This window comes from Rhodoferax sp. P1_F3 (genome assembly GCF_056405715.1).
The window spans coordinates 126717-149150 of record NZ_JBFUBO010000002.1 but is presented as its reverse complement, the minus strand read 5'-3'; the positions used below and the strand labels follow the sequence as shown (position 1 = coordinate 149150).

General features: G+C 57.2%; 19 protein-coding genes. 16 read left to right on the top strand and 3 right to left on the bottom strand.

What is annotated here, in order from left to right:
* Positions 1 to 65: 65 nt before the first annotated feature.
* Both recA and recX read left to right on the top strand, forming a co-directional pair.
* Entirely contained in the window at positions 66 to 1175 is a 1110-nt protein-coding gene (gene recA / locus AC1DZ5_RS03320; protein WP_477886028.1) for a recombinase RecA, read from the top strand.
* 38 nt (positions 1176 to 1213) lie between these two features.
* The gene (gene recX / locus AC1DZ5_RS03315) at positions 1214 to 1672 is read left to right on the top strand and encodes a recombination regulator RecX (RefSeq protein WP_477886026.1); all 459 of its coding nucleotides are present in this window, start codon (positions 1214 to 1216) and stop codon (positions 1670 to 1672) included.
* 4 nt (positions 1673 to 1676) lie between these two features.
* Here recX and argC read toward each other — a convergent pair whose 3' ends face one another.
* Entirely contained in the window at positions 1677 to 2612 is a 936-nt protein-coding gene (gene argC / locus AC1DZ5_RS03310) for an N-acetyl-gamma-glutamyl-phosphate reductase (protein ID WP_477886024.1), read from the bottom strand.
* 186 nt (positions 2613 to 2798) lie between these two features.
* On the opposite strand from argC, the gene sucC reads away from it, so the two are divergent.
* The 13 genes from sucC to AC1DZ5_RS03245 all read left to right on the top strand — a co-directional run bounded on the left by sucC (position 2799) and on the right by AC1DZ5_RS03245 (position 20567).
* Positions 2799 to 3965: an ADP-forming succinate--CoA ligase subunit beta gene (gene sucC, locus AC1DZ5_RS03305; RefSeq protein WP_310343323.1), complete on the top strand. Its 1167-nt coding sequence runs from the start codon at positions 2799 to 2801 to the stop codon at positions 3963 to 3965.
* 9 nt (positions 3966 to 3974) lie between these two features.
* Positions 3975 to 4868: a succinate--CoA ligase subunit alpha gene (gene sucD / locus AC1DZ5_RS03300; protein ID WP_094481373.1), complete on the top strand. Its 894-nt coding sequence runs from the start codon at positions 3975 to 3977 to the stop codon at positions 4866 to 4868.
* Positions 4869 to 4972: 104 nt separating this feature from the next.
* A complete protein-coding gene (locus AC1DZ5_RS03295; RefSeq protein ID WP_477886021.1) occupies positions 4973 to 5656 on the top strand; it encodes a TerC family protein in 684 nt (227 codons plus the stop codon).
* 182 nt (positions 5657 to 5838) lie between these two features.
* A complete protein-coding gene (locus AC1DZ5_RS03290; RefSeq protein WP_477886019.1) occupies positions 5839 to 8532 on the top strand; it encodes a CHASE2 domain-containing serine/threonine-protein kinase in 2694 nt (897 codons plus the stop codon).
* A gap of 7 nt (positions 8533 to 8539) precedes the next feature.
* Positions 8540 to 9325 (top strand): Stp1/IreP family PP2C-type Ser/Thr phosphatase, encoded by a 786-nt coding sequence (locus tag AC1DZ5_RS03285; protein WP_310343311.1) that lies wholly within the window; start codon positions 8540 to 8542, stop codon positions 9323 to 9325.
* 46 nt (positions 9326 to 9371) lie between these two features.
* Positions 9372 to 10037 (top strand): FHA domain-containing protein, encoded by a 666-nt coding sequence (locus tag AC1DZ5_RS03280; protein WP_477886017.1) that lies wholly within the window; start codon positions 9372 to 9374, stop codon positions 10035 to 10037.
* Between the two features lie 52 nt (positions 10038 to 10089).
* On the top strand, positions 10090 to 12339 hold the full coding sequence (locus AC1DZ5_RS03275; RefSeq protein WP_477886015.1) for a CHASE2 domain-containing protein: 2250 nt from the start codon (positions 10090 to 10092) through the stop codon (positions 12337 to 12339).
* Positions 12340 to 12349: 10 nt separating this feature from the next.
* Positions 12350 to 13141 carry a 3',5'-cyclic-nucleotide phosphodiesterase gene (locus AC1DZ5_RS03270; protein ID WP_477886013.1) on the top strand — a complete coding sequence of 264 codons (792 nt, stop codon included), beginning with the start codon at positions 12350 to 12352 and terminating at the stop codon, positions 13139 to 13141.
* Complete coding sequence (locus AC1DZ5_RS03265) at positions 13138 to 15558, top strand: ATPase, T2SS/T4P/T4SS family (RefSeq protein ID WP_477886011.1); 2421 nt, start codon at positions 13138 to 13140, stop codon at positions 15556 to 15558. The genes AC1DZ5_RS03270 and AC1DZ5_RS03265 overlap by 4 nt, the downstream gene beginning before the upstream one ends.
* Before the next feature lie 144 nt (positions 15559 to 15702).
* On the top strand, positions 15703 to 16230 hold the full coding sequence (locus AC1DZ5_RS03260) for a pilin (protein ID WP_477886009.1): 528 nt from the start codon (positions 15703 to 15705) through the stop codon (positions 16228 to 16230).
* A gap of 203 nt (positions 16231 to 16433) precedes the next feature.
* Complete coding sequence (locus AC1DZ5_RS03255) at positions 16434 to 18035, top strand: PglL family O-oligosaccharyltransferase (protein WP_477886007.1); 1602 nt, start codon at positions 16434 to 16436, stop codon at positions 18033 to 18035.
* Positions 18036 to 18246: 211 nt separating this feature from the next.
* Positions 18247 to 19020, top strand: coding sequence for a TfpX/TfpZ family type IV pilin accessory protein (gene tfpZ / locus AC1DZ5_RS03250; RefSeq protein WP_477886005.1), 774 nt, complete (start codon positions 18247 to 18249; stop codon positions 19018 to 19020).
* Positions 19021 to 19088: 68 nt separating this feature from the next.
* Entirely contained in the window at positions 19089 to 20567 is a 1479-nt protein-coding gene (locus AC1DZ5_RS03245) for a M48 family metalloprotease (RefSeq protein WP_477887030.1), read from the top strand.
* On the opposite strand, the gene AC1DZ5_RS03240 is transcribed toward AC1DZ5_RS03245, so the two are convergent.
* Both AC1DZ5_RS03240 and AC1DZ5_RS03235 read right to left on the bottom strand, forming a co-directional pair.
* Positions 20538 to 20888 carry a phage holin family protein gene (locus tag AC1DZ5_RS03240; protein ID WP_477886003.1) on the bottom strand — a complete coding sequence of 117 codons (351 nt, stop codon included), beginning with the start codon at positions 20886 to 20888 and terminating at the stop codon, positions 20538 to 20540. The two genes, AC1DZ5_RS03245 and AC1DZ5_RS03240, sit on opposite strands and share 30 nt — an antisense overlap.
* 29 nt (positions 20889 to 20917) lie before the next feature.
* A complete protein-coding gene (locus AC1DZ5_RS03235; protein ID WP_477886001.1) occupies positions 20918 to 21628 on the bottom strand; it encodes a TerC family protein in 711 nt (236 codons plus the stop codon).
* A gap of 319 nt (positions 21629 to 21947) precedes the next feature.
* Here AC1DZ5_RS03235 and AC1DZ5_RS03230 point away from each other — a divergent pair, with 319 nt between their 5' ends.
* Positions 21948 to 22385, top strand: a complete 438-nt coding sequence (locus AC1DZ5_RS03230; RefSeq protein ID WP_477885999.1) for a DUF3717 domain-containing protein — start codon at positions 21948 to 21950, stop codon at positions 22383 to 22385.
* The last annotated feature ends 49 nt before the right edge of the window (positions 22386 to 22434 follow it).

The following is a 22434-nucleotide window of genomic DNA, read 5'->3' as shown; positions in this document are numbered from 1 at the left end:
CCAGCCTGTTGTTAAAACCAGATGGCTGTGCTGCACCAACCCATTGATTTTCAAGGAGATTTCTCATGGACGCACCCGTCAAGAACCCGAACAACACGAATGGCGCCAACGCTGAAAAAGCCAAGGCCTTGCAGGTGGCCCTGGCCCAGATCGAAAAGCAATTCGGCAAGGGCACCATCATGCGTTTGGGCGAAGGCGAGGTGATCGAGGACATCCAGGTCGTGTCCACCGGCTCGTTGGGACTGGACATTGCGCTGGGCGTAGGCGGCCTGCCGCGTGGTCGCGTGGTCGAAATCTACGGCCCGGAATCCTCCGGCAAAACCACGTTGACCTTGCAAGTGATTGCCGAGATGCAAAAGCAAGGCGGCCAGTGCGCCTTTGTGGACGCCGAGCACGCGCTGGACATCCAATATGCGCAAAAGCTGGGCGTCAACCTGCAAGACCTGCTGATCAGCCAGCCCGACACTGGCGAACAGGCTCTGGAAATTGTGGACAGTTTGGTGCGTTCCGGCGCAGTGGACCTGATCGTCGTCGACTCGGTGGCGGCTTTGACGCCCAAGGCCGAGCTGGAAGGCGAAATGGGCGATTCATTGCCCGGTTTGCAAGCCCGTTTGATGAGCCAGGCCCTGCGCAAGCTCACCGCCCACATCAAGAAGACCAATTGCATGGTCATCTTCATCAACCAGATCCGCATGAAGATCGGCGTGATGTTCGGCAGTCCCGAAACCACCACCGGCGGCAACGCGCTGAAGTTCTACGCATCCGTACGTCTGGACATCCGTCGCACCGGCACCATCAAGAAGGGTGACGACGCCATCGGCAACGAGACCAAAGTGAAGGTGGTGAAGAACAAGGTCAGCCCTCCGTTCAAGACGGCCGAGTTCGACATCCTGTTTGGCGAAGGCATCAGCCGCCACGGCGAGATCATCGACATGGGTGTGACCGCCGGTATTCTGGAAAAGTCCGGCGCCTGGTATGCCTACCAGGGCGAGAAGATCGGCCAAGGCCGTGACAACGCCCGCGAGTTCCTGCGCGAGAACCCCGTGTTGTCGGTGGAGATCGAAAACAAGGTGCGCGAATCCCTGGGCATCCCTTTGCTGCCCGTGGCCGAGTCTGAGGTCAAGGCCAAGGCCAAAAAGGCGGACAAGGCCGATAAAGCTGAGAAAATAGAGTAAATCAGTCTCTAGCCCCCGTGGATATTGTGCAAGCAGCTATGAATACAGGAGCAAAGCCAGCGCTGTCCCTGACCGGCCGGGCTTTGCGTCTGCTCAGCTCCCGGGAGCATTCCCGGGTCGAGCTGGAGCGCAAGCTGGCGCAATACGAAGAAGAACCCGGCGCCCTGGCCAAGGTGCTGGACGCCTTGCAGGCCAAGGGCTTTATCAACGAAGCGCGGGTGCTGGAGTCGGTGGTGCACCGGCGGGCGGGCAAGCTAGGCGCTTCGCGCATCAAGCAGGAGCTGCAGTCCAAGGGCCTGGAGCCGGAGGCCGTGGCCGAGGCGGTGAACGCCCTGCGTGCCAGCGAACTGGAGCGAGCTAAGGAAATCTGGCGCAAAAAGTTTGGCCGCCAGCCTGCAGATGCGGCCGAACGCGGCAAACAAATGCGGTTTCTGGCCAGCCGCGGTTTTGGCGGCGACACCATCCACAAGGTGGTGTCAGGCGCTGACGACGAGTAAAGCTCTACAGACCGAGCATCAGTTCCAGGTTTTGCACGGCTGCCCCGCTGGCACCCTTGCCCAGGTTGTCCAGACGGGCCACCAGCACCGCATGGGCAAAGCCGTCTTTGGCAGCGTCATTCGCAAACACGCGGAGTTCCAGCTTGTTGGTGTCGACCAGCGCGACTGCATCCAGCTTGAGGTCGGGTGTGACCGGTTCTACGGTTACCCATGTGCTGCCGGCGTAGTGCTTGGCCAGCGCGTTGTGAAGGTCTTGCGCGGTGGGCTGTCCGGGCAGGGTGTCCAGGTGCAGCGGCAGTTGCACCAGCATGCCTTGCTTGAAGTTGCCCACCGAAGGCACGAACAGCGGACGCCGTGTGAGGCCCGTGAATTTCATGATTTCGGGGATGTGCTTGTGCTTCAGGCCCAGGGCGTACAGCTCGTACGGAGGGGCGTTGCCTTGCTCATAAGCTTCAATCATGGTGCGTCCACCGCCCGAATAGCCGCTCACCGAAGGCAGGCAGACGGGAAAGTCAGGGGGCAGCAAACCGGCATCCACCAACGGACGGATCAGCGCAATGGCACCGGTGGCGTAGCAGCCGGGGTTGCTCACGCGGCGGGCGTTCACCACGGCGTCGCGTTGGCCAGCGGCCAACTCGGGAAAACCATAGACCCAGCCGGCCGCAGTGCGGTGGGCGGTGGAGGCGTCGATGATGCGCGGACCGGGGCGTCCGGTTTCCTTTTCCAGGCCATCGACCATGGCCACGGTTTCGAAGGCAGCGTCATCGTGCAGACACAACACGACCAGATCGGCTTGCGCGACCAGGGCGCGTTTGGCCTGCGGGTCCTTGCGCAAGGCAGGATCAATGCTGAGCAATTCAATTTGCGGCATGGTCTGCAGACGTTCCCGGATTTGCAGCCCGGTGGTGCCGGCTTCGCCATCGATAAAGATTTTTTTCATGGTCAGAGGTCGAAAATCAGTGCATTTGCAGAAGCAAGAAGCTGGGCTGTATACAGTAGCCGTAAGCCTCGCACAAGGATTGTGCATCGCACCATGATACAGTCGGAGGCTGATGTGTCCAGTGCCATGCACTCGCAATTTCATGTTGCGGCATGGTGAAAATTGTCCAGTCCAGAGAGAGACGTCATGAAGATTCACGAGTACCAAGGCAAGGAAATCTTGCGCCAGTTCGGTGTGCCGGTGCCCCGCGGCATCCCCGCTTTCACAGTGCAAGAAGCGGTGGAAGCCGCCCAGAAGCTTGGTGGCCCCGTCTGGGTTGTCAAGGCACAGATCCACGCCGGTGGCCGTGGCAAGGGTGGTGGCGTGAAGGTGGCCAAGTCCATCGACGACGTCAAACGCCTGGCCAGTGAAATCCTGGGCATGCAGCTAAAGACACACCAAACGGGTCCTGAGGGCCAAAAAGTCCGCCGCCTCTATATCGAAGACGGTGCTGACATCAAGAATGAACTGTATGTGTCGCTGGTGACCGACCGCGCGACCCAGAAGGTGGCCCTGATCGCGTCGAGCGAAGGTGGCATGGACATCGAGGAAGTGGCCCATTCCACACCTGAAAAGATCGTGACCGAAATGATCGATCCTCTGACCGGCATCACCACCGAGCAGAGCAAAAAAGTGGCCGCAGCCATTGGCCTGACCGGCGCTTCCATCGACCAGGCTGTGGACATCTTCGCCAAGATTTACAAGTGCTACATGGACACCGATGCGTCCTTGGTGGAAATCAACCCGCTGAACTGCGACTCCAAGGGCAATTTGATGGCTCTGGACGCCAAGTTCAACTTTGACCCTAACGCGCTGTTCCGCCACCCCGAAATCGTGGCTTACCGCGATCTGGACGAAGAAGACGCGGCCGAAGTGGAAGCTTCCAAGTTCGACCTGGCTTACATCAGCTTGGATGGCAACATTGGCTGCCTGGTGAACGGCGCTGGCCTGGCCATGGCTACCATGGACACCATCAAGCTGTACGGCGCTGAGCCTGCAAACTTTTTGGACGTGGGCGGCGGTGCCACCCCCGAGAAGGTGACCGAAGCCTTCAAGATCATGTTGAAGAACCCCAAGGTCGAGGCCATCATGGTCAACATCTTCGGCGGCATCATGAAGTGCGACACCATCGCCACCGGCGTGATCACTGCCTGCAAGGCCGTGAACCTGTCCGTGCCGCTGGTGGTGCGCATGAAGGGCACCAACGAAGATCTGGGCAAAAAGATGCTGGCCGAGTCCGGCCTGCCCATCATCAGCGCCGACAGCATGGCCGAAGCGGCCGAAAAAGTTGTTGCAGCCGTCAAAGCCCGCTAAGGAAACACCATGTCGATCTTTATCAACAAAGACACCAAAGTCATCACCCAGGGTATTACCGGCAAGACCGGTCAGTTCCACACTGAGAAGTGCCAGGAATACGCGAACGGCAAGAACTGTTTCGTAGCTGGTGTGAACCCGAAGAAGGCTGGCGAGTCCATCTTCAATATCCCAATCTACGCCTCCGTCAAGGAAGCGGCCAGCGATACCGGTGCTACCGTGTCGGTGATTTACGTGCCACCTGCTGGCGCCGCTGCCGCCATCTGGGAAGCTGTGGAAGCCGATTTGGACTTGGCGATCTGCATTACCGAAGGCATTCCCGTGCGCGACATGCTGGAAGTGCGCAACAAGATGAAGGCCAAGGAAGCCGCCGGCGGCAAGAAAACCCTGCTGCTGGGCCCCAATTGCCCTGGCTTGATCACCCCTGACGAAATCAAGATCGGCATCATGCCCGGCCACATCCACCGCAAGGGTCGTATCGGTGTGGTTAGCCGCTCCGGCACGCTGACGTACGAAGCCGTGGCACAACTGACCGAAATCGGTCTGGGCCAGTCCAGCGCGGTTGGTATTGGTGGCGACCCCATCAACGGTTTGAAGCACATCGATGTCATGAAGGCGTTCAACGACGATCCCGATACCGACGCTGTCATCATGATTGGTGAAATCGGCGGACCGGACGAAGCCGAAGCCGCCCGCTGGTGCAAGCTGAACATGAAGAAGCCCATCGTCGGCTTCATCGCTGGTGTGACGGCTCCTCCCGGAAAGCGCATGGGCCACGCTGGTGCCTTGATTTCTGGTGGCGCCGATACGGCCGATGCCAAGTTGGCGGTGATGGAAGAGTGCGGCTTCAAAGTGACACGCAATCCGTCCGAAATGGCGAAGCTGCTCAAGGCCATGCTGTAATTCCAGCGTTGGTTCGATAGCCGAAGCGAGGGGGTTTCCTCTCAGAGCAAAGTGCCCACACCTCGTGTCTGGGCACTTTTTCGTTTGTAGTGTGGAGTGCAATTATGGAAATTCTTCAGAGCGCTGACTTCTGGATTGGTCTGATCAAGATCGTCTGGATCAACATCATTTTGTCCGGTGACAACGCCGTGGTGATCGCCCTCGCGGCGCGCTCCCTGCCGCCTGAACAGCAAAGAAAAGCGGTGCTTTTCGGCTCCGGTGCGGCCGTAGTGCTGCGGATCGCGCTGACAGTTGTGGCTGCCAAGTTGCTGGAGATCTCCTTTTTGCAGGTCATCGGTGGCATCTTGTTGCTATGGATCGGTGTGCAGCTGATGAGTGACGATGACGGCGAAGAAGGCCATGGCAAGAACACCGGAAGCATGCTGGCCGCGGTGCGCACGATTCTGATCGCTGATCTGGTTATGAGTCTGGACAACGTCATCGCGGTGGCGGCTGCCGCCAAGGGCAGCATGCTATTGCTGATCCTGGGGCTGGCTATCAGCATTCCACTGGTTATCTTCGGCAGCACGTTGATGATTCGCTTGATGGAGCGTTTTCCGGTGATCGTCACCCTGGGCGCCGCACTGATTGGCTGGGTAGGTGGCGAAACCATTGCCAGCGACGGTGCGTTCAGCGGTTGGATGGTCACCCATGGCTGGGTGCACTATGCCGCGGCGGTTATGGGCGCCGGTTTGGTGCTGGGTTTGGGCATGGCGCTGGAGAAGCGCAAGGCACGTTCTGCGGTCTAAGCGAGTCCCGCCTGTCGCCGAGGACTCCCACTTGTCGCAAAAGCGGGAAGTCCGGTGAAGAAGTCCCTTGTCGGCTCGGGGATCGTCTGCTAACGTCCCTACCTTGACTCCTCCTCTTGTGAGGCGGGTGGGGGTGTGGGCAGATCAATGGGCGCCGATAAGGCATGTGTTGGAGGTAGCAATTGGCGAAATCTTCTTCAAAGACGCAATCATTCTGGCGCGCCGACTGGCTTGCCGGATTGGCAATCGTGGTGGCGGCCGTGGTACTGCACCTGTCCACCGATTTCATTGGGACTTTGGAACGCCGTTTTTACGATTTCGCAAGTACCAGCACCTCGCGGCAGCCCTCAGACCGCATCGCGGTCATTGCCATTGATGACCAGAGCATCGCCAACCTGGGTCGCTGGCCCTGGCCCAGAGACATCCATGCCAAGCTGATCGACACGCTGGCTGCGGCGAAAGCCAAGACCATCGTACACACTGCGTTCTTTTTTGAACCCCAGGTGGATCCGGGTCTCGTTTTCATCCGCAAGATGAAGGCCGCATTGGACGCGCCTACCGATGGGGCGGCAGCCAATGAATCGGTAGTGAAGCTGATCGCAGAGGCCGAAACCGCGCTGGATACTGATGCCAAATTGGCAACCAGCCTGCAGAATGCTGGGAACGTGCTGATCCCGTCAGTGTTCACCCTGGGCGAACCCCAAGGCCGACCCGATAACCCGCTTCCCCCTTACGCGCTGAAAAGTGCCCTGGATGATGCCAATGGGTTTTCCATCCCCGCCGTACGTGGGCAGCAGCCTATTGAAAGCGTGGGCAATGCCGCCGCGGGTATTGGGCACTTGAACCAGTTTCCGGACGTGGATGGTGCGGTTCGTTTAGAGCCCTTGCTGGTGAACTACTACGGCAAGGCCGTGCCCTCCATGGCGCTGTTGGCCGCCTTCAAGAGCTTGAACCTCTCCCCCGCTGACGTGAAACTCAACCCCGGCGATTCGGTCCAAATTGGCAAACTGAAGGTCAAAACCGATGAAGCGGCATTGATGTTGCCGCAGTTTTACAAGGGGCGGGATGGCAAGCTAGCCTTCGCAGTGGATTCTTTCTACGATGTGCTGACAGGGAAAATCCCTGCGAGCAAGTATGCCGACAAGATCGTCATCATTGGTGCCACAGCTGCGGGCGTGGGCGTTCAATTTCCGGTGCCTGGCAACGCAGCCTTGTCGCCGGCGGAGACCATCGCCCACATTACGTCGAGCATCTTGAATGAGCACTTTATCGTGCAGCCTAGTTGGGGCGTGTGGATCAGCCTGCTGGCCTTCCTGGTTGTGGTGGTCTATGTCATAGCAGGCTTGCCGCGTTTGTCGGCCGCCACGGCCGCAGCGGTGACCTTGGGCTTGTTTGTCGCCTTGTTGGTCGTGGAGTTTGGTCTGCTGTCGGCTGCCGCCATTTGGTTGAAGCTGGTGTTTCCTGCCACTGTGTTGGTCTTGGGTCATTTGGCATTAACTACCAAGCGTTTCCTGGTCACCGAAGCAGGCAAGGTCAAGGCCGATGAAGAGTCCGCAGAGACCAATCGCATGATGGGTCTGGCTCTGCAAGGTCAGGGGCAGTTGGACATGGCTTTTGACCGTTTCCGTCGAGTGCCTTTGGCGGAGGCGGTGATGGGCAATTTGTACAGTTTGGCGCTGGACTTTGAGCGCAAACGTCAGTTCAACAAAGCGGAGGCTGTCTACGAGCACATGGCCGCGTTCGACAAGAACTACAAGGACATTCAGACCAAGTTGAGTCGCGCCAAAAACCTCTCGGAAACCGTGATATTGGGTGGAGGCGGTGGCCATCCTGGTGGCACCATGCTGTTGGATGGTGGCGCTGTCGAGAAGCCCATGCTGGGTCGTTACCAGGTGGAAAAAGAGCTTGGCAAGGGTGCGATGGGCGTGGTGTATTTGGGCAAGGATCCCAAGATCGGTCGGGTTGTGGCCATCAAAACTATGGCGTTGAGCCAAGAGTTTGCCGGCGAAGAACTGACGGACGCCCGCGAGCGTTTCTTCCGGGAGGCAGAGACCGCTGGCCGCCTGCAACATCAAAACATCGTGACCATCTTCGATGCAGGTGAAGAACATGATCTGGCGTACATCGCCATGGAGTTTCTCAAAGGGCGCGACTTGGTTGAGTTTTGCAAGGGTGACAATTTGTTGCCCGTGCCGCTGGTGTTGAGTTTGGTGGCTCGAGTCGCCGAGGCGCTGGCATATGCGCACAAGCAGTCGGTGGTGCACCGTGATATCAAGCCCGCCAACATCATGTATGAACGCGAAACGGATACGGTCAAGGTCACCGACTTCGGCATTGCGCGTATTACCGACTCCAGCAAGACCAAAACGGGGTTGGTGCTGGGCACGCCCAGTTTCATGTCCCCCGAGCAGTTGGCCGGCAAAAAAGTGGATGGCCGATCCGACTTGTATTCGCTGGGCGTCATGCTGTTTCAAATGCTGACGGGTGTGTTGCCCTTCCGGGGTGACTCCATGGCTGAGCTGATGTTCAAAATTGCCAACGAAGAGGCGCCAGACATACGTGTTGTGCGGCCAGACTTGCCCGTGTCTCTGGCGAATGTGGTGGCCCTGTCTCTGAGCAAGCGTCCTGAGTTGCGCTACCAAGACGGCGACCAATTTGCGGCCGATTTGCGTGAAGCAATTGGAGGTCTGGACTCCTCTAGAGCAGAAATAGCGCGTCCTGCAGTCGCTGTGGCGGCAGGGGCGGAAGAAAAAACGCAAGCGTTTGTGGTTGCCAACCCAAAGGCTCAAAGCAATTTCGATCAAACGGTTGCGCAGCCCGCGACGGGAGCGCCCGGGCCAACAGCCTCGGGTGCTGACACGGATATTCAGATCTAAAACAACAATGATGTACCACTTTTGTGCGCAAACGGACCCTGGTCGCGCTCGCGATAACAACGAAGACTCTGTCGCTTTCGAAGAGTCTGCCCGGGTCGCGGTTCTGGCGGATGGCATGGGCGGATATAACGCAGGTGAGATCGCCAGCGGTATGGCCACTGCATTCATCAAATCAGAATTGAGCCGCTGGCTGCTGGAGGCCGGTGCTACAGCGCAGGCCAAGGAGGTGCGCCGTGCCATGGAAATTTGCGTGGACAACGCTAACCTGGCGATTTTCAATTCTGCCAATTCCAATGCTGCGTACTCGGGCATGGGAACCACCCTGGTGGTGGGGGTTTTTCGCGACGATCGCTTGTTGCTCGGCCACATCGGTGACTCCCGTTGCTACCGGCTGCGTGGCGGGCAATTGACCCAAATCACCAAAGACCATTCCCTCCTGCAAGAGCAAATTGATGCTGGCTTGATTACCCAGGAGCAGGCGGCGACCTCGTCCATCAAAAACTTGGTGACGCGGGCTCTTGGGGTGGAAGAGGTTGTAATGTTGGACGTCAACGAGCACGTGGTTGAGCCCGGCGACCTGTATTTGATGTGCTCGGACGGCTTGTCCGACATGGTTGACGATGAACTAATCGCTAGAATTGTCGTTGGCGATTCCGGTCTGGATCAAAAGGCGGGCTTGTTGATCGATGCTGCCAACGACAATGGTGGGCGGGACAATATTTCCGTGCTGATAGTCTCTGCAAGTGAAGCAGCAGAAAAGCGTGGTTTGATCGCTCGGCTGCTAGGGAAGTAGAGTTGTTACATTTTCCAAAAACCAATTACAGGAAAAGGAGTCGATCATGCCGAAAATGATCGTTTCGATCGATGAGGTCGTGATCAAGGAAGTTCAGCTCACCAAAGAGCGCACGACGTTGGGGCGCCGTCCTTACAACGACATCGTGATTGACAATTTGGCAGTGAGTGGTGAGCACGCCGTGCTCCAAATGACTGGTAGCGAAGTTTTCCTGGAAGACTTGAACAGCACCAACGGCACTTACATCAACGGCAAGGCTGTGAAAAAGCAGCAGTTGCACAACGGTGATGGTATCGAGATTGGGAAGTACAAAATCAAGTTCGTGGGTGATGGTGTTGCCGACAACTTTGACAAAACCATGGTGGTGCGCGCGCGCCCTGCGGTGGCACCCCAAGCGGCACCTGCTTCCGGATACCCCACTTCAGCAGGCGACTCCACCGGCATCGGGGCATTCCACGCTGCGATCAAAGTGCTTTCGGGCGCCGCTTCCGGGCGCGAAGTACCTTTGACCAAGGTCGTGACCACCATCGGCAAGCCCGGTGTTGCCGTGGCTGCGATCACACGGCGACAGCATGGCTATGTTGTGCACCATGTAGAGGGTGCCGGCAACCCTACTCTAAATGGCTCCCCGATCGGCTCCGATCCCATTTCGCTGAAGAATGGCGATTTGGTGGAGTTGGCGGGTACACAAATGCAATTCGTCCAAACCTGAGCGGGCCAATCCGGCCTGACCACATGCAGATTGGAATTCAGCCTGGTTTGAAATGCAGTCGCTAACTAGGCATTGGCCCCGCATCGCGGTGACCCTGATCCCTGTGATCTTGGCGCTACTGCATGCTGTGGGCGCGGTGCGCATTGGTGTTTTGCAGCGTCTGGATGACATCATTTATGACGCTCGTCTGCGGGCCACTATGCCCAATACGCAGGATGACCGGATTGTCATCGTCAATATTGACGAAAAAAGCCTGGCAGAGGTAGGGCGCTGGCCTTGGGGTAGAAACAAGCTGGCTCAATTGATCACCACGTTGTTTGATGAGCAGCAGATCGCGCTCATTGGTTTTGACGTGGTCTTTGCAGAGGCGGATGAGAGCTCCGGTCTGACCCGGCTCAATGAGTTGGCGCGCAACGAGTTTCGCGACCAGGCTGGGTTTGCCGACCGTTTGCGGCAGCTACAACCTGAACTCGATTTCGATGCAGCTTTTGCGCGCGCCATTGCCAACCGCCCGGTGGTTATGGGGTATTACCTGACGAGCGATGGTGAAGGTCGCTCCAACGGAACTTTGCCGGCCCCTGTATTGACTCCAGATGTATTGCAGGGGCGCCCCATCAAGGCTACGTCTTGGAATGGATTTGGCTCCAATATTGACCAATTGGCCAAGGCAGCGCCACTGGCAGGTTTTTTCAATTCAATTACCGACGGGGATGGGGTCGTTCGGTCCTTGCCCTTGTTGGCTGAATACAAGGGGCAGTATTACGAGTCCATCTCTTTGGCGATGTTTCGCGCCGTTGCGGGCATGCCCAAAGTGGCCCCCGGGTTTTCCAACGAGAAATTCCTGGCTCGCAGCTATCAGGGTATGGACCGTGTATTGCTCAAGCAGGGGGAAAAAGCGCTGGCCATTCCGGTCGATGAGCGTGTGGCTACGCTGGTGCCGTATCGGGGGCGGGGTGGTGTGCAAGGCGGGTCGTTCCGGTATGTGTCCGCATCCGATGTGTTGTCCAAAAAACTACCGCTGCACAGCCTGAAGGACAAAATCATTTTGCTGGGGACCACCGCTCCGGGTCTGCTGGATTTGCGTGTCACCCCAGTGGGAGAGACTTACCCTGGGGTGGAGACCCATGCCAACATTATTTCTGCACTGTTGGATGGCAGCGTATTGGTGAAGCCGGACTATGCGGTGGGCTATGAGGTTGTCATTCTCACTTTGGCGGGTTTGCTGTTGTCCATAGGCCTTCCGTTGTTGTCGGCACCACGTGCGGTGCTGTTGAGCGTGGCTGTGGTGAGCGTGCTGGTGCTCACCAACTTATGGCTTTACCTATCGTACGGCTTGGTGCTGCCGTTGGCTTCTGCGTTGACCATGGCCATCACTGCTTTTGGTCTCAATATGAGCTACGGCTACTTTGTAGAGAGCCGTTCCAAGCGTGAGTTGGCCAATCTGTTTGGTACCTATGTTCCACCCGAGCTGGTGGATGAAATGGTGAAAGACCCTGACAGCTATAGCATGAAGGCGACAAACCGTGAGCTGACGGTAATGTTCTGCGATATGCGCGGTTTCACCAAAATGTCGGAGCGGATGGAGCCAACACAACTGCAAGAGTTGCTCACGGGGGTGTTCAGTCGGCTGACGAGTTTGATTCGCGCGAACCGCGGAACGATCGACAAATACATGGGCGATTGCGTCATGGCGTTTTGGGGCGCTCCGGTGGAGACCGCTGAGCACGCCCATTTGGCCGTCAAGTCCTCCATGGAAATGGCCAATGCCATTCGGGAAATCAACCTGGAACATCGAGCCAAGGGCCTGCCGGAGATCGGGATTGGGATTGGCTTGAACACCGGCACCATGTGTGTCGGAGACATGGGGTCTAACATTCGTCGCAGCTACACCGTGATTGGTGATGCGGTCAATCTGGGGTCTCGGCTGGAGGGTTTGTCTAAGGCGTACGGTGTGGATATCGTGGTAAGCGAAGCCACACGCAAATTGGCGCCAGATTTCGCGTGGCAGGAGTTGGACCGGGTTCGGGTGAAGGGTAAGGAGCAAGCAGTGGCGATCTTCTGGCCTTTGGCGCCGCTTGCGCGAGTGAGTGCCGAGGTGGTGGACGAGGTCAAGACTTGGGCGCAATTCCTAAAGGCCTATAGGGCGCAAAATTGGGATCAGGCAGATGTGCTGCTTATCAATTTGATGCGCATGAATGCCAAAAAATACCTTTACCAGTTGTACTCTGAGCGGGTAGCCTCTATGCGGTTGCTCCCATTCGATCCAGAATGGGACGGCGCCACCAACTTCGAAACCAAATAGGGCCTCGTTTGTGAAAGTACGCGTACTTGGCTGCTCGGGTGCCATCGCCCAAGAGTGCCGGACCACCTCATTCCTTGTGGGCCGCCAAATTTTGGTGGACGCAGGGACCGGTGTGGGTGATCTGACGCTAGAGGAAATGGGGCAAGTTGACCACGTGTTCTTGACCCATTCGCACCTGGATCACATTGCAGCCTTGCCACTAATGGTCGATGCCGTGGCGTCGCAACGGCAATCGCCGATTGCCATCTACGCACTGCCAGGCACGATCGCTGCCCTTAAAGCGCATATCTTTAACGATGTGATTTGGCCCGATTTTTCACGGATTCCTACAGTGCAGGCTCCGTTTGTACGGTTTGTGGAAATACAAGTGGGCCAAGTTTTGGAGTTGGCGGGGAGTCGCATCGAGGTATTGCCAGCAGTGCATACGGTGCCAGCGGTGGGGTTCGCAGTCTCTGCTGGGGCAGGGCATTGGGTCTTTACTGGGGACACAGAGCGAAACCCGGCCCTGTGGACGCGCATCAACCAATTGGATGTAGCCATGTTGGTCATTGAAACGGCGTTCAGCAACCGCGAAAAAGAATTAGCCCGCAAGAGTCTGCATTTGTCGCCGAGTGCACTGGCGAAGGAGCTGGACTGCATTCGCAAGGGCAAAAGTTTCCCCATTTACATCACCCACACCAAGCCAGCTGAGACTGAGTTGATCATGGCCGAGATACAGCGATTCGACCAGACCCTGCCTTTCGGCCCAGATGTGACGCATGACATTCGCTGGCTGCGTGCGGGGCAGGAGTTTGAGATATGAGCGTGGTTATTCAGCCCAGTGGAGCCGAGCGATCGTCCGAGCAGGCTTTTTTTGAGTCGCAGAAGCTGCCTTCCAAAAAAAGAGGCATGACCTTTGAGGCGCTTTTTTACCGGCAACTGCACCAGGTCACAGCACGCATTCACGATACCGAGCAGCTTGAGCAAATCATGCTGGAAACCAGTCAGGAAATTTGCAAGCTGCTCAACGCCGATCGATTGACCTTGTACGCGGTGACGGAAGATCAGACGGCGATTATTTCCAAAATCAAAACGGGCTTGAACAGCAGCCGGGATTTGAAGCTGCCCATCTCCCCGCAGAGCCTGGCAGGCTACGCCGCATTTAGTCGAACTGCGCTGAATCTGCCTGACGTTTATGACGAGGATGCGCTTAAACGGATCCATCCTTCGTTGACGTTCTTGAAAGAGGTCGACAAACGCTCTGGGTATCGTACGAAACAAATGTTGGTGGCGCCCATCATGGACGGCGGAACCCTGCACGGGGTTTTGCAAGTCATCAACAACAAAAGTGACGAGCCCTTTGGTGAGCTTGAGGTAGATGGTGTTACTGAGTTGTGCAAAACGCTAGCTACGGCCATTCGCCAGCGTGTCAAAGGTCCGGAAGGCGGCATACAGCGGAAGACCACCAAATACGATGGGCTGATTTCCGACGGCATACTGACCGAGCAAGAGCTCGCCCAGTGCGTGCAAGATGCCCGCAATGAAGGTCAGTCGGTGGAGCAACGGTTGATGGCTGACTACAGCATCAAATCGGCGCAACTGGGGGGGGCGCTTGCCAAATTCTTTGGCGTTCCCTATGAGCCTTTCAATCCCGGGCGCATTCGGTCGGAGATGCTGCAGGGGGCTCTCAAGCGTGAGTTCATCGAAGAGCAGGAATGGATGCCACTGGAGGAGTCTCCAGATGGCTTGGTCATCATGTGTGTGGATCCGGAGGCGGTCAAAGGTTCTCGGGTCGTGCCGCAGGTGTTTCCACGCGTTACCAAGTTTGCCTACCGGGTGACAACGCTGGTCGAGTTTCGTGAAACCTTGGCGCAGTTGTTTGGTGCCGCGGCTGACAGCAGCACGATTGACCAGTTGCTTGCCGACATGGACGGCGGCCCCATAGAGGATGGGAGCAATGACGAGTCCCTGGAGTCCGCAGCTGCGGACAACGAACTGGTGAAGTTCGTGAACAAGGTCATCATCGACGCCTACAACCAAAAGGTGTCGGATATCCACATCGAGCCCATGCCGGGTAAGTTCAAGACCGGCATCCGTTTTCGGATTGACGGAAGCCTGGTGCCCTATGTGGAAGTGCCCGCACATTTCAGGCAGGCCATGGTGACCCGTCTGAAAATCATGTGTGACCTTGATATCTCCGAGCGGCGCAAGCCGCAGGATGGCAAGATCAAGTTCAAGAAGTACGGGCCATTGGACATTGAGTTGCGCGTGGCAACCATTCCCTCCGCGGGCGGTGTGGAAGACGTGGTCATGCGGATTCTGGCTGCGGGTGAGCCAATTCCTTTGGAGAAATTGGGCCTTACTCCGCATAACAAGGCGCGACTGGAAGCCACAGTCAGCAAGCCGTACGGCTTGTTCTATGTGTGTGGACCCACGGGCTCGGGTAAAACCACTACGCTGCATTCCATCCTGAAGTTTCTGAACACACCAGACACGAAAATCTGGACTGCCGAGGACCCAGTGGAAATCACCCAAAAGGGGTTGCGGCAGGTTCAGATCAATAAAAAAGCGGGAATTGACTTCGCGTTGGTGATGCGAGCCTTTTTGCGCGCGGATCCAGACATCATCATGGTGGGTGAGTCGCGCGACAAGGAAACTGTATCCATGGGCGTGGAGGCTTCGCTGACCGGGCACATGGTGTTCTCCACCCTGCACACTAACTCTGCACCTGAGTCCATTACACGTTTGTTGGACATGGGCATGGACCCGTTCAACTTTGCCGATGCGCTACTCGGTATCTTGGCGCAGCGCTTGGCCAAAAAATTGTGCGATTGCAAGGTCGCCTATGTGCCCGATGCCGAAGAGATGCGTCTTTTTGCCGCTGAATACGCCGAAGAGTTACGCCACACGCAGAGTTGGAAGCAGGACTATGCCGGTGAGAGCAAAAAAATGGTCGATAAGTGGATGCAGACCTACGGGGACAGCGGACAACTCAAGCTCTACAAAGCCGTCGGCTGCGATAAGTGCAACAAGACGGGGTACAAGGGGCGTATTGGCCTGCATGAGCTCATGGTGGCCGATGACGCGGTGAAAAAGCTCATTCAAGAGCGCTCGCGTGTGGCCGAATTGTTCTCTGCCGCGGTGGAGGGGGGCATGCGCACCCTCAAGATGGACGGCATGGAGAAGATCATGATGGGGCTGACGGATTTGAAGATGGTGCGGCAGGTTTGTATTAAGTGACAAAAATGTCACGCAGTCCGTGCCCCGTGTGTGCTGAGCCGCTTATATTGAGCACATAAAAGACACTTCCTGGCCACATTTTTCAATTTTGGGGCTGGCACGAAGTCTGCTGGATTAGCGCTCTTACACTTTTTGGAGGTTTGTATGAAGCGTTCTATGCAAAGGGGTTTTACCCTAATTGAATTGATGATTGTGGTTGCGATCATCGGTATTTTGGCTGCTGTGGCTTTGCCCGCATACCAGGATTACACCGTGCGTGCAAAAATGTCCGAAGTGATTTTGGCGGCATCTAGCTGCCGTACTTCGATTACTGAGGTTTTCCAAACGGGAACTTCTCTTCCCACTGCGGCCGACGGCTTCGGTTGTGAGAGTTCCGTTTCCACATCCAAGTACGTTAGGCAAATTACCACTTCGGCGGTTGCTGCGGTTCCCGTTACAGGCGACGCTGTGATCACGGTAACATCGCAATCAATTAATAATATGGCGAGCGGCGGCTCCTACGTTGCAGGCGGAACCATTAGGCTTGCACCATGTGCCACGGGTGCTTCTACGTTTGCTACCTGCGTACCGCCCGTAGCAGGCAATGCAATCAATGCTTGGTTGTGCGGGCCTGGTAGCGGTGCTACCGGAGTGGCACCGAAGTTCTTGCCCGGTTCATGCCGCGCATCTTGATAGCAGCAATGCTTCAGCCTAAAAAAGCGCCCTTTGGGCGCTTTTTTTATGCCCAAAGGAGTTTTTCCCCACTTGGGTATTGTTAGAGACTTGCCATCGTGCTTAGAAATACAAAACTTCACATAATTTGGGTGGCGCTTTTGTGCGCATCATGGCTGCAATCCAGTCACTTTTCACCGTGGGTTTCATTTCATAGTGAGCTTGTGGCATTTGCAGCCGTAGCTGCGTTGTTTGTGGCGATTCTGCTAGAGCGCTCTGACCGCAATGCATTGGTATTGTCTGGCCCGGAAATTTCATTGCTGCTGGCATTGGTCCTGATTGCGTTTCAAGCGGTCACAAAACTCACGCAGTTTACCGGTGACGCAGCAATCTTCGCTCTCTACCTTGTTGGGATGATTGTTGCGATGTTGGCCGGCCGCCGACTGGGAACGAATTCCTTTGAATTGCAGGCGTTGGCGTATGGCGTGGTGTTCGCCGGTATTTGCAGTGCAATTGTGGCCGCACTCCAATCATTACACCCTGAAGGGCAATACACCTTTGTGAACCCTATGCCAAGCTGGGGGAGATCAGGTGCGAATTTGGCTCAGCCCAACCACCTTGGCACGTTGATTCTGTGGGCTGTTGCGAGTACCGTGTACCTGTATATCTCCCAAAAAATATCAAAGTATTTGGCATTCCTGTTTTGCACGATTTTATTGATCGGGCTGGCCATGACCGAGTCTCGAACCGCTCTGATCGGCGTGTTTGCAATTGCAGCTTGGTTGGTCGAAGCACAGCACCTCGGGAACGCAAAAAATCGTTGGATGGTATCCATTGGCTTCGCCGTGTTTGGGGCTGCACTCTTTCTTCTTTGGCCTAGCTTTCTGGTTGGATTTCAGGAGGGTGGGTGGTTTGAAAGTAGCTTGAATACAAGGCTCGTCAATGCACAGGCGGGAACACGGCTCGTGGTTTGGCCGCAATTACTTGCCGCCATCACAGAGCGCCCCCTGTTGGGTTGGGGCTTTCATGGGGTCTCGGTAGCGCTCAATGCCGTGTTGGACCGGTATTCAAGCAGCGAAGCTTTCACCTATGCACACAACGTAATTCTTGAATTGGCAATTGGATTTGGGGTGCCGTTGACGGTAGTGTGGGTTGGGTTGGCAACATACTGGTGTGTGCAGCGTATGAAGCATGTTCGCAACGCTGCCGATTGGTACGCTGCCTCGCTGCTTATACCATTCGCACTGCATTCGATGCTGGAGTTCCCCTTCGCATATACATACTTTCTATTCCCTGCTTGTTTGGCGATAGGTGTTCTCGACGCTCGGCGCTCGAATGCGATTGAATTCCGGCTATCCCATGGGCTGGCAACCACGGTATTTTTTGGGTGGACTCTGATCGGGCTGATCGTAGTGCGCGACTATGTCCTCGCAGAAGAGGACTTTCGTGTGGCACGCTTTGAGGCCTTGAAGATCGGTCAAACACCGGCCAATTACTTGCGTCCACACATATTAATTTTGGATCAACTTGACGCGATGAACGCGGCGACGCGTACGGTGCCCGCTCCGGGAATGACCGCTGATTCGTTGGCGCTATTGAAAATGGCTGCCCAACGTTTTCCCTGGCCTGCGATTCAAAATCGCTACGCCCTTTCGCTCGCATTGAATGGAAATGTTACGGAGGCACAAAGACAGCTGGCAGTGATGCGTGCAATGCACGGACCAAAAATATACGCTGCGATAGTGACTGTGTGGGATAGCTGGGCCAATGAAAAATACCCGCAGTTGGAAGGAGTGGCCTTACCCCCAATAGGAGTGGTGGATTAGTTGAGTGGCCTAGCAGCGTGCGAGTCTGACAGCAATTTTGTGTGAGGCATACCATGTCAAGAAGGAACATGAATGCCAAGCAAGACACGCAGGATTTCAAGGGGTTTCACAGACACTCCTTGCTTGCGTTGATTCGGTTAAAGTTGCTAATCGATTCCGCAAAAATCGCAGTTCTCATGCGGTGTTAAATCAAGGCATATGCCGTACAGATATGAAATTTACTTCTCAATCTTTTTGGAAAGATCGGCTTAAGGCCAGTGGTATTCATTTTTCTTTCAGCTTGGGTATCGCACTTTTCGCAGCGTTCTTGGTGTTTGGCCTTTGGTATCCCCACCCCTATGGGGAAATTTCAGATGGGCGTGAATTGTTTTTACTGGTGATCTCTGTGGATGTCATCTTGGGGCCACTGATCACCTTGGCCATATTCAATCGCGCAAAGCCTTTGAGAGAACTGCGGCGAGATTTGTCCCTCGTGGTATTGATCCAATTAGGCGCTTTGGGCTATGGTTTGTGGACCGTGTTTGTCGCACGACCAGTGCATATGGTTTTCGAAATCGATCGATTTCGTGTAGCGCATGCCATTGAAGTGGATGAAACGTTGCTGTCGCAGACTCCAGAAGGTATCAAGGCGCTGCCTATCACTGGCCCCACTCTGCTGGCCCTGCGCCCGTTCAAAGACGACAAGGAAAAAATGGACGCGACCATGGCGGCCCTGCAAGGCGTGTCCCTGGCCTCCCGTCCCGATCTCTGGCGCCCATATGAACAAGCGACTGCCGATGTTCTGCAAGCGGCCAAGCCCGCTACCCAGTTGCTCATCCGGTTTGCCCCCCAGGCCGCAGAGATCGCCCGAGTGCTAAAAGAAGTGAATCGCACCCCAGAAAACGTGGTCTACCTTCCCTTGGTGGGGCGCAAGTCATTTTGGACGGTATTCTTGGATCCAGTGACTGCGCAAGTGCTGACAACTATGCCCTTGGATTCTTTTTAGCCATTCACGAAAGAAAAGTGCCGCTAGCCCCCGTGAAATACGCGCAGATAGCTATTGTTTGCATAGCAATGCTGGCGCCCTTGATTGCTCTGCCGCAATCTACAACACCCGCTATTGGAGGCACCCTGCCGAACCTTGGCGACGGCGCCTCCATCACCCCCAGCGCCGAACGCCGCTTGGGCAATCGCATTGCGCGCGAGCTATACCGGGACCCGGACTATATCGACGACCCCGTCATCATGGAGTACGTCCAGGGTATCTGGCAGCCGCTCCTCGCGGCGGCGCGTGCCCGGGGCGAATTGCCCCCAGAACTGGACGAACAGTACGCCTGGACGATTTTGTTGGGGCGGGACCGAACCGTCAACGCCTTTGCCCTGCCGGGGGCCTACCTGGGCCTGCATTTGGGTCTGGTGGGTGTGGTCACCAGCCGGGATGAGTTGGCGGCGGTGCTGGCGCACGAACTTAGCCACGTGACGCAGCGGCACATTGCGCGCTTGATCTCGCGTCAGAGTGAGCAAACGCCATGGTTGATCGGCGCCATGATTTTGGGTGCGTTGGCGGCCAGCAAAAACCCCGGGGCGGCGAATGCTGTGATCGTGGGCGGCCAGGCTGCGGCGATCCAGACCCAACTCAACTTTTCGCGCGACATGGAGCGCGAGGCGGACCGCGTCGGCTTCGGGGTGGCCTCGCAGGCCGGCTTTGCGCCGCAGGGCTTTGTTAGCATGTTTGAAAAACTGCAGCAGTCCAGCCGCCTCAACGATTCGGGTGGCTTTCCCTATCTGCGCAGCCACCCGCTGACCACCGAGCGCATGGCCGACATGCAGGCGCGCGTACCCGCCAACGGGGCAGCCGCGCCGGTGCCGCAATGGGAGCATGCGTTGATCGCTGCGCGTGCACGCGTGCTGTCCAATTCGGCGGTCGATGCGCTGCGCAACTGGTATTCGGAAGCCGAGCCGACGCGTTTGGCGCGGCAAAGCCCGATGCAGCAGGCCGCCACGCTGTATGGCGCTACCTTGGCGGCCACCAAGCTGCGCGACTTTGCGCTGGCAGACGCCTCACTCGGCCGCTTGATCAGCGCTGCAAAGGGCGATCCGCAGGCTGCGCGCCAAGTCCGTTTGCTGGCGGCAGAGCTGGCCTTGGCCAAAGGCGATGGCGCCAAAGCGCAGGCTGCCCTCGGAGACCAAGTGCAGGCTGGCAGCCGTGCCGAGTTGTTATTGACCGCCCAAGCGCAATTGCAGGCCGGTCGGGCGGCCCAGGCAGGCCAGCTATTGCAAACCTGGCTGGCCGACAACCCGCTGGATGCGTTGGCCTGGCAGACCTTGGCCAGCGCGTCAGCAGCCCAGGGCAAGACCCTGGCAGCCATCCGGGCCGAGGCCGAGGTCAATATCGCCCAGCTTGACTATCCGGCTGCGTTTGCGCGCTTGAAGGCCGCACAGGACATGGAGCGCAGCGGCAAGCAAGGTGCTGACCATTTCGAGGCGTCCATCGTGGACACCCGCACGCGCCAGGTGGAGCAGTTACTTCGAGAACAAGCGCTCGAGCGCTGATTCGATGATCAGGCCCAAGAGGGTGTAGATCAGCGAGCCGATCAGCGCTGCGGTGAAGCCCTGCACATGAAAGCCGTCAAGCACGCCCGCGGCGGACCAGAACATCAGTGCGTTGATGACAAACAGGAACAGGCCCAGCGTCAGCACGGTGAACGGCAGCGTCAGCACCACCAGCAGTGGGCGCACTACGGTGTTCAGCAAGCCAATCACGAAGGCTGCAATCAGGGCCGAAGTGAAGCTCTTCACTTCTACGCCGCTGTACAGATGGGCGACCGCCAGTAAGGCGGTTGCGCTCAGAAGCCATTTGATGAGTAATTTCATGCTGCCAGCATAGCACCGGCAAGCCCTGTTTAGTCGTTGAGCGGCACGGCGGCCTGGGCCCGCTTTTGGCTCCACCAGCCTGCGGCCAACACGCCGACCACAGCCACGATGTAGACCGCCCAGCGTGCAGCGGTCTGGGTGCCGTCGATGCCCGATGCATCGCCAAACACCGAGCGCAACAGCGCTTCGCTCACGACCATCTTGGCGGCTGTAAATGCCAGCACGGCAGAGCCCAGCTGGATGATGAGGGGGAAGCGCTCTACCAAGCGCAGCACCACGGTACTGCCGAACACCACAATGGGTACGCTGATCAGCAGGCCGATGATGACCAGGTCAAACGCGCCATGGGCCGCACCGGCCACGCCCAGCACGTTGTCGATGCCCATCAGGGCGTCGGCCACCACAATGGTTTTCATTGCACCCCAAAAGGTGCTGGCCATCGGGCCGTCGTGTTCGTTGCCGCCCTGGTCGGCCAGCAGCTGGTAGGCAATCCACAGCAGCCCTAGTCCACCCACCAACATCAGGCCGGGAATCTTCAGCAGCCACACCACACCCACCGTCATGACCGATCGCACCACGATGGCGCCCACGGTCCCCCAAACAATGGCTTTGCGCTTGAGATGATCGGGCAGGTTGCGCGCCGCCAGCGCAATGACGATGGCGTTGTCGCCGGCCAGTACCAGGTCGATGAGCACGATGGCCAGCAGCGCTGACCACCAGGAGGCAGAGAGAAATTCCATGACAGATCCAGGTTGAAATCGATGTTTCGCACACCGCGTTCTGGATCTAGGGGGAATGGGGTGGGGGGCACCACAAGCACACTTCGATCAAGCCCGCGGTGGGCTCCAATCGAAGGTCTTGCTCAGCAAGGTATGGTGCCTTGCCCAACAAGCCGGAAGCAAACGCTTCGTATTGACGACTTGCTGAAAACCGCTGGATGGCAGCGGATGGGAGCTACTCCCCTTCGTGCCCGCAGTGTACGGAGGTGCAGGAAGGGCCTGCGAAAAGTGGGGGTTTTGGGCCCGCCGGTATATGATGCGCCCCCTTCTACGGGAATCTATGGCAGGCATCCACATCACCGACATCGAGTCGGCCATCAACTACTGGCGGGCCCGCGAACCCTCGCCCGACGGAGTCGCCTTGCCCGCTCCTACGCGGGCGCTGGCCGAGGTGTATGCCCTGCTGGTGTACTACCACGAGACCGAAGCGGACGAAGCCACCATGCCACCCAAGGCGCTGGCCGCCTGGCTGACTTGGTACGAGAGCACACCCGATACGCCTTGCATCGCCATCTGCTCTACCAGCCAGGGAGACGACTTGTGCAAGGGTTGCGGCCGCACCTTTGAAGAGGTGCAGCTTTGGCCCGAGATGGGTCCGGCCGCCAAGCGCGCCACCTGGCGACGCATCACGCTGGACGCCACCTCCTGGCGGTTTAACAAATACTCGGAGCGTGCGGCCGAAGGCCCGATGCTTGACGCAGAAGCGCTACCAAAATAGTAGCTATTGGCGCAGTATTGACGGGGGCTAGGGGCCTGTTTGGCTCAAA